The sequence below is a fragment of the Acidovorax sp. GW835-FHT14B10 genome (assembly GCF_058793725.1).
Map to the genome: position 1 here is coordinate 261,846 of NZ_JBXAGC010000003.1, position 15,363 is coordinate 277,208.

Annotated in this window: 16 protein-coding genes and 1 CRISPR repeat array; of the genes, 6 read left to right on the forward strand and 10 right to left on the reverse strand. The window is 65.4% G+C overall.

The window, feature by feature from the left end; all coding sequences use genetic code 11:
* The 5 genes from rsmG (at position 1) to AC1Q5S_RS04605 (ending at position 3,807) form a co-directional block, all read left to right on the forward strand.
* The gene (gene rsmG / locus AC1Q5S_RS04585) at positions 1–672 is read left to right on the forward strand and encodes a 16S rRNA (guanine(527)-N(7))-methyltransferase RsmG (protein WP_422205930.1); all 672 of its coding nucleotides are present in this window, start codon (positions 1–3) and stop codon (positions 670–672) included.
* Positions 673–786: 114 nt separating this feature from the next.
* The gene (locus tag AC1Q5S_RS04590) at positions 787–1,401 is read left to right on the forward strand and encodes a LysE family transporter (RefSeq protein WP_422205903.1); all 615 of its coding nucleotides are present in this window, start codon (positions 787–789) and stop codon (positions 1,399–1,401) included.
* Between the two features lie 24 nt (positions 1,402–1,425).
* The gene (locus AC1Q5S_RS04595; RefSeq protein WP_303836539.1) at positions 1,426–2,238 is read left to right on the forward strand and encodes a ParA family protein; all 813 of its coding nucleotides are present in this window, start codon (positions 1,426–1,428) and stop codon (positions 2,236–2,238) included.
* A 34-nt stretch (positions 2,239–2,272) separates the two neighbouring features.
* Positions 2,273–2,812 (forward strand): RBBP9/YdeN family alpha/beta hydrolase, encoded by a 540-nt coding sequence (locus tag AC1Q5S_RS04600; RefSeq protein WP_303836541.1) that lies wholly within the window; start codon positions 2,273–2,275, stop codon positions 2,810–2,812.
* 5 nt (positions 2,813–2,817) lie between these two features.
* Entirely contained in the window at positions 2,818–3,807 is a 990-nt protein-coding gene (locus AC1Q5S_RS04605; protein ID WP_303836542.1) for a ParB/RepB/Spo0J family partition protein, read from the forward strand.
* Positions 3,808–4,014: 207 nt separating this feature from the next.
* Here AC1Q5S_RS04605 and AC1Q5S_RS04610 read toward each other — a convergent pair whose 3' ends face one another.
* Positions 4,015–4,635, reverse strand: a complete 621-nt coding sequence (locus AC1Q5S_RS04610; protein ID WP_303836543.1) for a flavin reductase family protein — start codon at positions 4,633–4,635, stop codon at positions 4,015–4,017.
* A gap of 180 nt (positions 4,636–4,815) precedes the next feature.
* A complete protein-coding gene (locus AC1Q5S_RS04615; RefSeq protein WP_422205906.1) occupies positions 4,816–5,700 on the reverse strand; it encodes an AraC family transcriptional regulator in 885 nt (294 codons plus the stop codon).
* Between the two features lie 65 nt (positions 5,701–5,765).
* Between AC1Q5S_RS04615 and AC1Q5S_RS04620 the strand changes: the two genes are divergently transcribed.
* Entirely contained in the window at positions 5,766–7,031 is a 1,266-nt protein-coding gene (locus AC1Q5S_RS04620; protein ID WP_422205908.1) for an MFS transporter, read from the forward strand.
* Positions 7,032–7,122: 91 nt separating this feature from the next.
* On the opposite strand, the gene phnE is transcribed toward AC1Q5S_RS04620, so the two are convergent.
* The 8 genes from phnE to cas9 form a co-directional block, all read right to left on the reverse strand.
* Positions 7,123–7,938: a phosphonate ABC transporter, permease protein PhnE gene (gene phnE / locus AC1Q5S_RS04625; protein WP_422205910.1), complete on the reverse strand. Its 816-nt coding sequence runs from the start codon at positions 7,936–7,938 to the stop codon at positions 7,123–7,125.
* A complete protein-coding gene (locus tag AC1Q5S_RS04630; protein WP_303836549.1) occupies positions 7,935–8,801 on the reverse strand; it encodes a PhnE/PtxC family ABC transporter permease in 867 nt (288 codons plus the stop codon). The genes phnE and AC1Q5S_RS04630 overlap by 4 nt, the downstream gene beginning before the upstream one ends.
* Positions 8,801–9,631 (reverse strand): phosphonate ABC transporter ATP-binding protein, encoded by an 831-nt coding sequence (locus AC1Q5S_RS04635; RefSeq protein ID WP_348682789.1) that lies wholly within the window; start codon positions 9,629–9,631, stop codon positions 8,801–8,803. The genes AC1Q5S_RS04630 and AC1Q5S_RS04635 overlap by 1 nt, the downstream gene beginning before the upstream one ends.
* Positions 9,632–9,699: 68 nt before the next feature.
* Positions 9,700–10,542 (reverse strand): putative selenate ABC transporter substrate-binding protein, encoded by an 843-nt coding sequence (locus AC1Q5S_RS04640; RefSeq protein ID WP_422205932.1) that lies wholly within the window; start codon positions 10,540–10,542, stop codon positions 9,700–9,702.
* A 133-nt stretch (positions 10,543–10,675) separates the two neighbouring features.
* Positions 10,676–10,999, reverse strand: a complete 324-nt coding sequence (locus AC1Q5S_RS04645) for a YnfA family protein (protein WP_422205913.1) — start codon at positions 10,997–10,999, stop codon at positions 10,676–10,678.
* A 114-nt stretch (positions 11,000–11,113) separates the two neighbouring features.
* Positions 11,114–12,337: direct repeats of the CRISPR family, unit length 36 nt; unit sequence GTTGTAGCTCCCTCTCTCACCCCGGATAGCTACACT.
* A 64-nt stretch (positions 12,338–12,401) separates the two neighbouring features.
* On the reverse strand, positions 12,402–12,734 hold the full coding sequence (cas2, locus tag AC1Q5S_RS04650; protein WP_303836555.1) for a CRISPR-associated endonuclease Cas2: 333 nt from the start codon (positions 12,732–12,734) through the stop codon (positions 12,402–12,404).
* 27 nt (positions 12,735–12,761) lie between these two features.
* A complete protein-coding gene (cas1, locus tag AC1Q5S_RS04655; RefSeq protein ID WP_303836557.1) occupies positions 12,762–13,670 on the reverse strand; it encodes a type II CRISPR-associated endonuclease Cas1 in 909 nt (302 codons plus the stop codon).
* On the reverse strand, positions 13,657–15,363 hold a 1,707-nt coding region (gene cas9 / locus AC1Q5S_RS04660), incomplete at its 5' end, for a type II CRISPR RNA-guided endonuclease Cas9 (RefSeq protein ID WP_492238402.1). The genes cas9 and cas1, both read right to left, overlap by 14 nt.

The window sequence follows — 15,363 nt, forward strand, 5'->3', positions numbered from 1 at the left end:
ATGGCAGTGAACAACGACAACCTGCGCCAACAGCTGCAGGCCGGGGCAGACGCCTTGGCCTTGGGCCTGAGCGATGCCCAGACCACCCTGTTGATGGATTTTCTCGCGCTGCTGCAGAAGTGGAACAAGGTCTATAACCTGACGGCCGTGCGCGACCCGCAGGAGATGATGACGCACCATCTGCTGGACAGTTTGGCCGCCGTGGCGCCGCTGCGCCGCCATGTGGCTGCGCTGGTGGGCGAGGGCAGGGGCGCTGTGCGCCTGCTCGACGTGGGCTCGGGCGGGGGCCTGCCCGGCGTGGTGTTTGCCATCTGCTGCCCCGAGGTGGATGTGAGCTGCGTGGACACGGTAGGCAAGAAGGCAGCGTTCATCCAGCAGGCGGCGGTGGCGTTGAAGCTGCGCAACCTGCATGGCGTGCACGCGCGGGTGGAGACACTGGCCACGCCGTTCGACATCATCAGTTGCCGCGCCTTTGCCTCGCTGCCGGATTTTGTGAACTGGTCGCGCAGTGCGCTCGCCGCACCCCATGGCGTTTGGCTGGCCATGAAAGGCAAGCACCCCGCGGACGAAATAGCCGCCTTGCCCGTCGATGTGCAGGTGTTTCACGTGGAACAGCTCACCGTTCCGGGCCTCGTCGCCGAGCGCTGCATCATCTGGATGAAGCCGGTCTGACCGCCGGACGCCGACTTTTCGATGGCTGGGGCAGGGCGGTCGCGTAAACTCGGCTCCTCACCTCGGGTGCATCCATTCTGCGCACCCATCCAGCACATCGGGAGAAAACACCACATGTTTGGCATTGCAGACTACGGCGCTTTTGTCGCCGCCATTGTGTTGTTCCTGGCCATTCCAGGCCCCGGCAATCTGGCGCTCATCACCTCCACCAGCAAGGGGGGCGTGCGCGGTGGCCTGGCGGCCACCCTGGGGGTGATCGCGGGCGACCAGGTACTGATGTGGGCCGCAGTGGCCGGTGTGGCGGCCTTGCTGGCCACCTACCCCACGGCCTTCAACGCGGTGCAATGGCTGGGCGCGGCCTACCTGGCCTGGCTGGGTTTCAAGATGCTCACGGCCAAGCCCGGCGCCCAGCCCATCCTCCATATCCAGCCACGCCACTATTTCAGGCAGGCCGGGCTGATCACCTTGCTCAACCCCAAGGCCATCGTGTTCTACATGGCGTTCTTTCCGCTGTTTGTGGACCCGGCCCGGCACCGGGGGCTGCTGACCTTTGGCGTGATGGCTGCCACGGTGGCGGTGTTGACCTTGGTCTACGGGCTGGTTGCCGTGTTGCTCACGCACCACCTGGCAGAACGCATGCGCGCCAACCCTGCCATCGCCCGCGTGCTGGAAAAAGTCGCCGGCGTCTTTCTGATCGGCTTTGGCATCAAGCTGGCCATCTCCAAATAAATTCACACGGACTGCTGCATCCACATGGCCAAAATTTTCTGCGTTGCCAATCAGAAAGGTGGCGTTGGCAAGACCACCACCACCGTCAATCTCGCCGCCGGCCTGGCCAAGATCGGCCAGCGCGTGCTGATGGTGGATCTGGACCCGCAGGGCAACGCCACCATGGGTTCGGGCGTGGACAAGCGCAGCCTCGACCTCACGGTGTACGACGTGCTGCTCGAATCCGCCTCGGTCAAGGAAGCGGCCGTGCTGTCCGACAAGTGCGGCTACTGGGTGTTGGGTGCCAACCGCGAGCTGGCCGGGGCCGAGGTGGAGCTGGTCACGCTGGAGCACCGCGAAAAGCGCCTCAAGGCTGCGCTGGCCGAAGCCGATGCGGATTTTGATTTCGTGCTCATCGATTGCCCGCCATCCCTGTCCATGCTCACCCTCAACGGCCTGTGCAGCGCCCATGGCGTGATCGTGCCCATGCAGTGCGAATACTTCGCGCTCGAAGGGCTGACCGATCTGGTCAACACCATCAAGCAGGTGCACGCCAACCTGAATGCCGATCTGCAGATCATCGGCCTGCTGCGCGTGATGTTCGACCCGCGCATCACGCTGCAGCAACAGGTGAGCGACCAGCTCAAGGGCCACTTTGGCGACAAGGTGTTCAACAGCGTGATCCCGCGCAACGTACGCTTGGCCGAGGCGCCCAGCTACGGGCTGCCCGGTGTGGTGTTCGACCCGTCCGCCAAGGGCAGCCAGGCCTTTGTGGAGTTTGCGCAGGAGATGGTCGAACGCGTGCAGCGCATGTCTGCCGCAGCGAATCCCAAAGTTAAAACAGGCTCTGACGCTTGATGAATAAGCGATAGAAGCTATTGAATTGATAGTAATGAAGCCGTCCAACATCTTGCTGCTGCCCGGCTGGCAGAACTCCGGCCCCGGCCACTGGCAAAGCCTGTGGGAGGCCCGCCACGGCTACCACCGCGTGGAGCAGCACGACTGGATGCGCCCGCTGCGCGGCGACTGGTCGGCACGGCTCGAAGAGACCGTGGTCGATGCTGCAGGCCCCGTGGTGCTGGTGGCGCATAGCCTGGGCTGCATTCTGACCGCCTGGTGGGCGGCGCATTCACCCACTGCCCACCGTGTGCTGGGCGCGCTGCTGGTGGCCCCGGGCGATGTGGAGCGGCCGGACCTGGCGGCGCAGATCCACGGCTGGGCGCCCATTGCGCGCCAACCGCTGCCGTTTCCGGCCGTGCTGGTGGGCAGCCGCGACGACCCGTATTGCAGCCTGGAGCGCGCCGAAGGTCTGGCCCAGGCCTGGGGCGCACGCTTCATCGACGGTGGCGAACGCGGCCACCTCAACGCCGAATCCGGCCTTGCAGACTGGCCCGAGGGCCACGCACTGCTGCACACCCTTTTGAAAGATTGACGAACATGGTCACCAAGAAACCCAAGGGCCTCGGCCGTGGACTCGAAGCCCTGCTGGGCCCCAAGGTCGAAGAGAAAGTGGAGCAGGCCCAGGCCACCGAGGCCGGGCTGCCCAGCCGCCTGTCGCTCTCGGAGCTGGTGCCCGGCGTCTACCAGCCGCGCACGCGCATGGACGAGGGCGCGCTGTACGAGCTGGCCGAGAGCATCAAGGCCCAGGGAATCATGCAGCCGATTCTCGTTCGTCGCCTGAGCGACGAACAAGCTCGGCTGCGCCGCCAGGAACGCGCGTCGCAGGGGCCCTCCCCTGCGATGGGCGCCCTCAGCCAAGAGGGGGCGTTGTACGAAATCATCGCGGGCGAGCGGCGTTTCCGGGCGTCGCGGCTGGCGGGGCTCAACGAAGTGCCGGTGCTGGTGCGCGATGTGCCCGACGAGGCGGCCGCCGCCATGGCGCTCATCGAGAACATCCAGCGCGAAGACCTCAACCCGCTGGAAGAAGCCCAGGGCCTGCAGCGCCTGGTGCGCGAGTTCGGCCTCACGCACGAGCAGGCCGCGCAGGCCGTGGGCCGCTCGCGCAGCGCCGCCAGCAACCTGCTGCGCCTCTTGAACCTGGCCGAGCCGGTGCAGACCATGCTGATGGCCGGCGACATCGACATGGGCCATGCGCGCGCGCTGCTGGCGCTGGACCGTGCCGCGCAGATCACGGCGGGCAACCAGATCGCGGCCAGGAAGCTCTCGGTGCGCGAGGCCGAGGCCCTGGTCAAGAAGATCGGTGCCGAGTTCAACCTCGTCGCCACCCGCCCCCAGAAGGAAAAATCGCGCGACCTCAAGCGGGTGGAAGAAGAACTCTCCGACCTGCTCATGGCCGAGGTCGAGGTGCGCGTGAAAAAGCGCGTGAAACGCAATGGCCGCATGGAAGACATGGGCGAGCTGTCCATCCAGTTCGGTTCGCTGGAGGCCCTGAACGGGCTTATCGAGCGGCTGCGCGGCAACGCCTGACCACCCATCTCATTCCCTGGCTCCGATCGGTCAGGGCATTGCGCTGGCCCTGGCCGCTTCCGCACTGGCGGCCTGGGCACCGGTAGGGGCCTGATACGGTTTCACCTTCCAATGTATGACGTCGTTGGGGTGCCTCGCCGTGCTGCAGCACTGCCTTCGGCTCTCCGCCGGGTTATCCGTTGGCATGGAAAACCGCATGGCAGCCGCTCAGCGCGGCCGGCGCATCTTGAACAGCTGCTCCGGCCCCACCGTGAAATAGTCGGCGGGGCCGCCGGCGCGCAGGATGTGGCCGGCGCCCGCCGTGTCGTACACACCGTCTTTCAGCAGCGCCTTGGCGATGTGCACGGCCACCACCTCGCCCAGCACCAGCCAGGTGGGCACCTTGGCGCCGTCGATGCCCTGCAGCTGCAGGATCTGCGTGCTGCGGCATTCAAAGGTGACGGGGCTTTCGGCCACGCGGGGCGGGCGCACTTTCTCGGAGGGCAAGGGCGTGAGCCCGGCCAGTTCGAACTCATTCACCTCGGGCGGCACGGCGGCGCAGCTCTGGTTCATGGCCTCGGCCAGTGCGCGTGTGGCCAGGTTCCACACGAACTCACCCGTGGCCTCGATGTTGCGCAGCGTGTCCTTGGCGCCAATGCTGGCAAAGCCCACGATGGGCGGCACGTAGTTGAAGGCGTTGAAGAAGCTGTAGGGGGCCAGGTTGCGCGCCCCTGCGGCATTTTGCGTGGAGATCCAGCCGATGGGTCGCGGCCCCACGATGGCATTGAACGGGTCGTGCGGCAGGCCGTGGCCCAGGCGGGGTTCGTAGGTGTGGATGTCGGTGGTCATGGGGGCAGGAGCGGTGGTTGAAAGCAGGGGTTCACGGTATCCGGGGCGCCGCGCGCGGTGCAGTCCGCAGGGATGGGCCAATCAATCGCTATGCATTGAATAGCTGATGGCCATTTGTTTACAAGCAGTGCCGAGTAAAACATTTCAAATTTCCGGGCAAACGATGGGCCGCGGCGCCGCTCACCGCGCTGCCCCCAGAAACCGCCCCGGCGGCTGGCCCACCGATTTGCGCACCATGGCGCTGAAGGCGCTCGGGCTGTAGCCCAGCTCGGCGGCGATCTGGCCCATGGGCATGCGGCCGGCGGCCAGCGACACGGCCTTGGCCAATATCACCTGCTGGCGCCACTGCGTGAAGGTGCTGGCGAGTTCGGTGCGGAACAGCCGCGCCACCGTGCGCGGGCTGGCGCCGGTGTCCTGGGCCCAGGCGCTCAGGGTTTCATGGCGCGTGGGGTCGGCCAGCACCGCCTCGCACAGGTGGCGCAGGCGCTTGTCGTGGGGCAGGTCCACGCCCAGTTTCACGGCGGCGGCGCGGCGCAGCTCGCCCAGCACCAGGGCGTTCAGGTGGCGCTCGCGGGTGCGTTCGTCGGGGGTGAGGGTGGGGCCGTCGTCGGGCGTGGACGGCAGCTCGCGCACCAGCGCGCGCAGCAGGTCGGACACCTCCAGCACGCGGCACTGGCGCCAGGCGGCCTCTTCGTGGCGCGGCACACCGGGGCCGCAGCGCCCGCGCGGCTGGTAGAAATACAGCGTGCGCAGGTCGGCGTCCTCCACCATGGTCACGGCATGTTCCACGCCGGGTGGAATCCACAGCGCGCGCGAGGGCGGCGCGATGTAGGTGCCCCGGTCCACCGTGAGCCGGATCACGCCCGTGGTCGAGATCGCCACCTGCGCCCAGGGGTGGCTGTGCGGCATCACCTGCGTGTCGGCCGCCAGCAGGCGCACCTTGGCGCGCACCGGGCGCTCGGCCGTGGGTACGAACAGGTGCGGCGTGAGCAACTTCACATACGACAGCGCGCGCTGCGGGCGCGGTGGCGGGGCGGTGTCGGCGGGTGTGGCTGATTTTGGCATGTTGGCGATAGAAATTGGCACGCTATCGTAAACCTGCCGCACGGGTCTTGCCTAAGATCAGGGCCATGAACCCCATTTCCCCTGGCGCCGCGAGCGCCGTCCCACTGCGGCAGGACGCCCGCACCATCGGCCTCATCGGCCTGGCGCACGGCAGTTCGCACTTCTTTCACATGCTGCTGCCGCCGCTGTTTCCGTGGCTGATTGGCGAGTTCGGCTTCAGCTATTCCGAGCTGGGCCTGCTGGTGTCGGTGTTCTTCGTGGTGTCGGGCGTGGGCCAGGCGCTGTCGGGCTTTCTGGTGGACCGCGTGGGCGCGCGGCCGGTGCTGTTCTTTGCGCTGACCAGCTTTGCCGCCGCCGGCCTGGTGGCGGGTACGGCGCAGGGCTACACGGGCCTGTTGCTGGCGGCGGCGCTGGCGGGCCTGGGCAATGCGCCGTTCCATCCGGTGGACTTCACCATCCTCAACAAGCGCGTGTCGCCGCAGCGCCTTGGCCATGGCTTTTCGGTGCACGGCATCAGCGGCAACCTGGGCTGGGCCACGGCACCGGTGTTCATGGCGGGCATCGCCACGGCCACGGGCTCGTGGCGCGCGGCCTGCCTGTGCGGCGCACTGCTGGCCCTGCTGGTGCTGGCCGTCATGGTCTGGAACCGCGCTGCGCTCGACGACCGCCAGGGCGCCTGGGCGCACGAGGCCAAGGGCGGCGCCGGTGCCGCGGTGGACGAGCACCCCATGGCCTTCCTCAAGCTGCCCTCGGTGTGGCTGTGTTTTTCGTTCTTTTTCTGGAGCACCTGCGCCCTGAGCGCCATCCAGAGCTTTGCCAGCCCCGCGCTGCAAAGCATGTACGGCCTGCCGCTCAGCGTGACGGCCCTGGTCGTCACCGGCTACATGCTGTGCGGCGCGGCGGGCATGGTGGTGGGCGGCTTTCTGGTGGGCCGCGTGGCGCGGCTGGAGAAGGTGATCTCGGTCTGCCTGCTGGCCTCGGCCGCCTTGCTGGTGCTGGTGGGCACGGGCTGGCTGCCCGGCATGGCGGCGGTGGTGGTGGCCGCGCTGGCTGGCGTAGGCACCGGGTTGGCGAGCCCGTCGCGCGATATGCTCATCAAGCGCGCCGCCCCGCCGGGCGCCACGGGCCGCGTGTATGGCACGGTGTATTCGGGGCTGGACCTGGGTTTTTGCCTGGCCGCCCCGGTGTTTGGCGCCCTGCTGGACCGGGGCATGATCTCGGGTATCTTCTATGGCTCGGCCATCACGCTGGCACTGAGCGTGGTGTCTGCCGCGCTGGTGGGTGCGGGCGTGGCGTCGCGGTCGCGGCGGCTGGCCACTGCGGTCGCCTGATCCACCCAGCAGGGATCCATCCGTCCCGGGCGCTCTCCCTGCATATTGAATTCATAGTGCCTGGTGTGTCTGGCTCCCCACCGCACCGGGCTCAGGCCGCCAGCCAGCGCCGACTGGCAAAGCTCAGCGCATCCACCAGCGCCACCAGCAGCAGCATGGCCACCAGCACGCTGCTGGTCTCGCCCATCTGGAACAGCCCCATATGGAAGGCCAGCATCTGCCCCAGCCCGCCGGCCCCCACCACGCCCAGCACGGCGGCGGCGCGGATGTTGTTCTCCCAGCGGTACAGCGTGTAGCTCAGCAGCTGCGGCAGCACCTGGGGCAGGGTGGCATACAGAAACACGCGGCTGCCGGCCACGCCGCGCACGCGCAGGGCGAAGCCGGGGCCGGGCGGGGTGTTCTCGATGGCCTCGGCAAACAGGCGGCCCAGCACACCCGCGGTGTGCAGCGCCAGCGCCAGCGTGCCGGCAAACGGCCCCAGCCCGGCGGCGATCAGCAGCAGCGTGGCCCACACCAGTTCGGGAATGCTGCGCAGGGCGTTGAGCACCAGCCGCGTGGCGCCGCGCCAGCGTGCCGGGTCGCCGTCAAAGGCCTTGCTGGCGGGCAGGGCCAGCGCCAGGCCCAGCAGCACCGCCAGCAAGGTGCCCAGCGCCGACATGGCCAGCGTCTCCAGCGTGGCCCCCAGCAGCTTGTGCAGGAACTGCGGGCTGGTTTCGGGCCGCAGCAGCTCGGCCAGAAACCGGCCCATCCGGGCCAGCGCCGGGGTGGACACAAACTGCGCCCACTGCAGATCGAGCGACCAGAAGCTCAGGCCCACCAGGGCCAGCGCGCCCGCAGCCACGCACCAGCAGGCCAGGCAGCGGTTGGTGCGGCGGGGCCGGGGCGTGGAAGAAGATGGCGCGTTCATGCCAGCCTTTGCCGCAACCAGGCGCTGGTGCGGTCCGCCAGCCAGACCAGGGCCATGAACACCAGCAGCATGGTGGCCACCTCGGCGCCCGCGAACATCTTCATCGAGGCGTCCATCTGCTGGCCCAGCCCGCCCGCGCCGACGAAGCCCAGCACGGCCGAGGAGCGGATCGCGCATTCCCAGCGGTACACCGTGTAGCTGGTGAGCTCGGCGGCGTTCTGTGGCAGCAGCGCGTACAGAAAGGCCTGCAGCCGGCCGCTGCCATTGCGCAGCAGGCTGGCGGCGGCATGGGGCTCGGCGCTGTCCAGGATTTCGGCGTACACCTTGCCCAGCATGCCGGCAAAGGTGAGGGCAATCGCCAGCACGCCGGCCGTGGGGCCCAGGCCCACCACGCGCACGAACACCAGCGCCCAGATCAGCTCGGGCACGCTGCGCAGCACCACCAGCAGCCAGCGCACCAGCAGCCGCACCAGCGCCGGCAGCGGCGCCATGGGCCCGGTGAGCGCCGAGACCGACAGCACCCGCACCGACAGCAGCGCCAGCGGCACGGCCGCCACCAGCGCCAGCGTCAGGCCCGCGGTGGCAATGGCCACGGTGCGCCAGGTTTCGCGCGCCACCAGGGCCAGAAAATCCGCGTCCCACCGGGGCGGGATGAAATCGGCCGCAAAGCGCAGCGTGGGTTTCAGCGCGTCGGGTGCCAGCAGCTGCCAGGGCTTGAACTCGGTGAGCACCAGCATGGGCCACAGCAACACCAGCGCCACCACGGCGCCGGCCACGCGGCCGCGCCAGGCCGGATCGCGCCGCGCCGATGGCAGAAGGTGCGCGCCGGCAGGGCTGGGGCGGGTGGACAGGTGGGGCGGCATCAGCGGCATTGCATGGGCACGGGGGCTGCCGCCACGGGCGCATCGGGGGCGGGTGGTGCCGTTGGCGCCAGCTCTTCGAGGTGCTGCGCATACAGCTGGTGCAAAAGCGCCGGCGTCACCTGCGCCGACGGCAGGTCAAAGGCCAGCGCGCCGCCCCGCAACCCGATCACGCGCGGGAAATGGCGCAGGGCCATGTCCACATGGTGCAGCGTGGCAATGAGCGTGGCCCCGCGCTCGCGGGCGGCCTGCGTGAGCGAGGCCAGGGCCTGCTGCGCGCGCGCCGGGTCGAGGGCGGACAGCGGCTCGTCCACCAGCAACAGGCTGGCCTGCGAGGCCAGTGCCCGGGCCAGGGCCACGCGCTGGCGCTCGCCGCCCGAGAGCCGGTCCACCCGGTCGAACAGCTTGTCGGCCACGTCGAAGCGGGCCAGCGCGTGCTCGGCCAGCGCGATGCTGGTGGGGTGTACCAGGCTGCGCACGCTGGCCCACAGGCTTTCGTGCGGCAGGCGCCCGGCCAGCACGGCGGTGACGACACGCTGGCGGGGCGGCAGCGGCGGCACCTGCGGCGCCAGAAACAGGCGGCCGCGCAAGCGCTGCAGGGCGCCAAGGGGCAGCGCCCAGGGGTCGGTGTCGTCCAGCTGCAGGCGGCCAGCGGCGGGCCGCTGCGCGCAGGCCAGCAGGTGCAGCAGCGTGGTCTTGCCCGTGCCCGAGGGCCCGATCACGGCCACCTGCTCGCCCTGCGCCACCGCGAGGTCCAATCCGCGCAGCGCCGCGGGCGCGCCGGCACGCGCGGCCGGGTGGCGCACGGTGGCGTTCGTCAGCCGCAATTTCATGAACAAATCATGCCGCAGCGCCTGAGAGCAAGGCGCGAGCAGCTATCAAAACAGGATTTCATGCACGGTCACTTGATCAGCCCCGCGCTGCGCGCTGCGGTTTCGATGCCCTGGTAGTTGCTGGCCTGGGTCGGAATGAAGCGCGTGGCGCGCTGCAGGTCCAGGACTTCCTTGCCCTCGGGGGTGCTGCGGTTCAGGTCCAGGAAGGCCTTGGTGAGCTTTTCGCGCTGGGCCACCGGCATGTCGCTGTGCACGGTCCAGTTGTAGTCAAAGTAGGCGGGGGTGGTGAAGATCACCTTCACCTTGGCCGTGTCCACCTTCTTGTCGGCCACGAACTTTTCCCACACCGAGATGTTGAGCGCACCCGCATCCACCTTGCCCGAGGCCACGGCGGCGATGGTGGCATCGTGTGCGCCTGAGTAGGCCACGCGCCGGAAGTCCTTGTCGGGGTCGATCTTGGCCTGCAGCAGAACGCTGCGCGGCATCAGGTGGCCCGAGGTGCTGGACTGCGAGCCAAAGCCCACGGTCTTGCCCTGGAGGTCCGCCAGGGTCTTGATGGCCGGGTCGCCGCTGATGAACACCGAGCGGAATTTTTCGTCCTCCTCGCGCTGCACCAGCGGCACCACCTTGCCGCCCGAGCGGATGCGGGCCTGCACAAAGGTAAAGCCGCCATACCAGGCCATGTCCACCTGCTTGTTGGCCAGCGCTTCCACGGCGGCGGCGTAATCGGACACCGGGGTGAACTCCACCTTGGTGCCCAGCTTCTGTTCCAGGTACTTCACCAGCGGCGCGGCCTTGCGCGCCAGCTCGGTGGGTGATTCGTCGGGGATGGCGGTGATCTTGAAGACCACCTGGGCCTGCGTCAGGCCGGACAGGGCCAGAGCGGTGCTGAGCAGCACCGCCTTCAGCATGCGGGGGGAAGAGAAAGGACGGGTCATGCGGGGGCTCCAAGCAACAGCAGGGGTGGACAGGGGAGGGCAAATTCTTGTGCGCACGGGTTCGCACGGCGGGCCATTGTCGCGGCCCGGTGCTCCGCAGTGGCCGTCAGCGCTCCGGCTGGAACATGATGATGCCCATGCCCGCCAGCGCCACCAGCACGCCCGCCACATCCCAGGCCGTGGGGCGCACGCCATCCACCGCCCACAGCCAGGCCAGCGCCACACCGATATAGACACCGCCATAGGCCGCATACACGCGGCCCGCGGCCGTGGCATGCAGCGTGAGCAGCCAGGCGAACAGGCCCAGGCTCAGCGCCGCGGGCAGCAGCAGCCACGCGGACTTGCCTTGCCGCAGCCACAGCCAGGGCAGGTAGCAGCCCACGATTTCGGCCAGGGCGGTGGCGATGAAGAGAAAAAATGTTTTTTCCATTGCATCAGTATGGCTTCCGGTGCAGAGGCTGGGGGGCGATATGGAGACCACATTCAATTGATAAACCGCGCGAAGCGCTGACATGAGATTGGTGGGTTTACCCACCAATCTCATGTCATAGCTCCCTCTCTCACCCCGGATAGCTACACTTGGCTCAGCATTGCTTCGCCGTACTGACCTGTTGTAGCTCCCTCTCTCACCCCGGATAGCTACACTCCGGCCCTGCGCGAGCCACTGCACACCATAGTTGTAGCTCCCTCTCTCACCCCGGATAGCTACACTTGGCTTTGCTGAAGTGCTTGCAGTCAGGGGGTTGTAGCTCCCTCTCTCACCCCGGATAGCTACACTTACCCCGCTGGGCCATCGGCCCGCATCAACGTTGTAGCTCCCTCTCTCACCCCGGATAGCTACACTTTATAGAACGGTTTTAATCGCTCTAGAGCAGTTGTAGCTCCCTCTCTCACCCCGGATAGCTACACTTGCATAGTCGAGCACGACACCGGTCATGTCGTTGTAGCTCCCTCTCTCACCCCGGATAGCTACACTACGATCTGGTGCGCCGCGATGCGTGCGATGGTTGTAGCTCCCTCTCTCACCCCGGATAGCTACACTACCCCACTCGCCACGGTGACCGCATGAACGGTTGTAGCTCCCTCTCTCACCCCGGATAGCTACACTGACGATGCGGCATCCATGGCACTGGAATTAGTTGTAGCTCCCTCTCTCACCCCGGATAGCTACACTATGTTGTTTGATTTCGTCATCACAGCACCCGTTGTAGCTCCCTCTCTCACCCCGGATAGCTACACTGCGGCCGGACGAACGCCGGCGGTGGAGAGGGTTGTAGCTCCCTCTCTCACCCCGGATAGCTACACTTGTTGCGAAAACTATGCCACCACGCCCAAGGTTGTAGCTCCCTCTCTCACCCCGGATAGCTACACTCTTAGCGAAACCGAATACATCAGCCAGAGCGTTGTAGCTCCCTCTCTCACCCCGGATAGCTACACTCAGCGCCGCGTCGAGAAGATCTTTGCGGAGGTTGTAGCTCCCTCTCTCACCCCGGATAGCTACACTCAACGCCTCGGCTGCCAGTCGCCATTCCGCGTTGTAGCTCCCTCTCTCACCCCGGATAGCTACACTGAGATCCTCATGGGTCTTGTTCGTCACATTGTTGTAGCTCCCTCTCTCACCCCGGATAGCTACACTAAACAGGTAAAATAGCTTGCTTTCTAATCAGTTGTAGCTCCCTCTCTCACCCCGGATAGCTACACTGACAGGATATGACGGACCAGCGCGCCCGCGGTTGTAGCTCCCTCTCTCACCCCGGATAGCTACACTTGGCCCTCTCGAAACCCGCACCAAGCTTTGCTTGGAGCGGGTTTTCGTTTCGGAAAACTGCCATTCAAAACAGCGCAATCTGGGTTGCATTGATCTTTTTTTCCTGAAACAAAGGCAGTCCCACGAGCATCTTCATGCTTGCAAACTGTTTTTCGGTCACTGTCAAGACCCGCACAGAGCCTTCGGGGGGGAGGTTCGCCAGCAGGCGCTTCATGTGTTTTTCTTCGGCGTCGCTGCCGTTGAGGATGCGGCCGTACACCGAGTACTGGATCATGTCGTAGCCGTCGTTCAGCAAAAAGCGGCGGAACACGGTGTAGGCCCGGCGTTCGGCTTTGGTGACCACCGGTAAGTCGAAGAACACCATCATTCGCATGAATCGTCTCGTGGCCTGGCCCATGGTAGTGAGGGTGGGGTGCTGCTGCAGCTACATCTCAAAGCGGTGCTGGTCCAGGCCCATCAACCTGGGAAGCTCCAGCACCTGTTCGCCACCGCCGTCCAGTAGCCTGGCCAGCGACTCTGCCGCCTGCTCTATGGATGACAGCACGCTCATCTGGCCGCGCGGCATGACGACGTCCACGTTCAGCAGGCCCACCAGGGCCACTTTGTCGGTGGGGCGCAGTTCGCCGTCTGTCTCTGCGGGGCAGGTTTGCGCCACATGCAGGTCGACGATGGCGCGATAGGGTTCGATCAGGTCGTCGGCCAGATTGAAGGCGTTTTGCTCGCTGCTGTGAAACAGCCCCACGCTGGGCAGCAAGCCATGCGCCACCAGCGCACGGGCGCAGGCACCACGCATGACGGCATAGCCATAGTCCAAGGCGGCATTGACCCAGCCTTCCTGATTGCGATGAAAGCTGCGCCCAAACAGCTGTGGAAAGTAGTAGGCGCTGGCCTGCGCCTCCATGTTGCCAGTGTCGCCAGAGCGCACCCTGCGCGCATAAGAGGCCAAGCGGTCTGCTCCGGTGATAGCCAGCAGTTGCATGCACCGGGCCTGGTTGTCGATCTTGTTTTGCACGATGGTGGTCCAGGCGCGCTTGGCGGTGGGCTTGTCAATGCTCAGCTGCAGGCGCTGCATGCGGGCAGCGCGGCTGTGCGGCAAAAAAGGTAAGAACACGCCGTTGGGCTGGTGATTGTCGCCCGTGCTGTACATGCCAATGCCATATTCCGCGCAGGCCGAGAGCACAGGATGCGTGAGTGTGATTTCGCGGTGGTTGAGCACGATCACAGCGATGTCTTCAAACGGAACGCGGGCCGATTGCTCTTGCTCCACCACCAGCGCGAAGTGCTCGCGCTTGAGTTTGGCGGGCTTGCTGACGATGACGCTACGCCAGACCATGGCGTTGCTCCGGACGTGCGGGGTGGGTGATGCCCAGAACATCGACGTTTAGCTTTTTTATAGATTGCGCAGTTTTTGCCCCGATGCCGCGTATAAGTCCGTCTTTACCGACATGAATCGCTCGATCATGTGTCCATAGATTTAGTGCGCCAGTCGATCGATCACATCCAGCGTAGTAGCCAACATGCCGGTCCTTTTTGAGGCTTATCTCCAACAGGTCGTTGCTGTACGCAGAAAAGAGAAATTCAAAACTCCCATCAACCAGAGTCCACTCCTCTTCATCCTTGAACGCCACAATCGCGCGATCAGGCAGCCCTGTCACCCGGTGGTGCACATACACCGGCACCAAGTGAAATTTGCCCGCCTTGGAGAACACGTCCACCCGCAGCATGGTGTCGTTCTTGGCGATGCCACCGCGAATGGGAATGCCACTGAGCTTGTCGATGACGAGCTTGACGGTACGCACAATGGGGCCAGTGGGGTTTCCGTCCTTATCGGGCTTGTAGAACGGTTGGTCCGGGCCAAAGGCTTTGTCGGCTTTGCCTCCGTTGGCTTCTAGCCGTGCGCGAATGGCTGCATACAGCTTGGCGTTGCGGTGCGGGTCTGCCAGATTGTCCAGGTCTTTGAGGTTCAGGCTGGTGAGGGGCACTTTTTGCGTCACCCCACCTTGTTTGCGCAAGGCTTCGGGTTGGGCATAAATCGTTTCTTTGTGCACCGCGCCATCATTGCGTCGCTGGGGTGCGCGCGATACAAACAGCGTGCGTACACCAAGCAAGTCCTGCTCCGAATAAGTACCCAGCCTTTGTAAGTCTTCACGCAATGCTTGCAGATCGTCTGTATACAAACGCGCCTGCAGTTCGTGCCTGAAGTGTGCCCAGGGTTCCGGAAAGTGTTGTACTCCGCGCGCATGGGCTTCGGGGTTGATGATCTCGCCGGTTTCCGGGTCGGGGAAACCCTCTTTTAGATAGGCCACTTCCTTGTTGCGCGCATAGTCGGCCAGTGCTTTCACCATGCCGTGACTGCAGGCTGCCACCACAGCGGCATCTAGTGCGTGGTGGCGGTCGCTCTCGCTGCGCACTTTGCTCAAGCCCCAGCGTGCGCGCAAGAAGGCAGTGAGTTGCCCATTGACCACCACGCAGCGCTTGTTGGCATTGCCATCCGCGCGTGGAGCCAGCTGCAGGTGTTCCTCCACATAGTTCTTGAAGAACTTGCAGATATAGCGCGTGTCGTTGAGGTTGCGATCTTTGAAGCCGCTGGCTTCGTCAGCACCATAGTTCTTGCGCAGCAAGCGATTGCGCTTGGCCATGCGGTAGCTCTTGTTGCTGTTGACCCACGCGGCGTAGTTGCGCCATCGGTCGCCGTCTTCGCCCCCGGAGAAGCTGGTCAAGTACTCATAGGCAGTACGGTTACCCTTGTTCTGGTTCTCGCGCGTCAGCACCAGCACCTTGTTGTTCTTGCTGTCGTCATAGCTGCGCGAGTAGGGTAGGGCGTGGTCGATCTGGGCGTAGTTGGCATCATTGAGCACGCGGTCAATGTCCAGCCCCTCCAGTGAATAAGCGCATTTGCCCTGCTGTTCGCGGTAGAGCATCCATTTCTCAAACACGATGCCCTTGGGGTGTTGATTTCCGCGTAATCCTGACCCCGGTTTTTCATCCAATATTGACCCCACCTGTTGGGGTGTAGCCGGGCTACG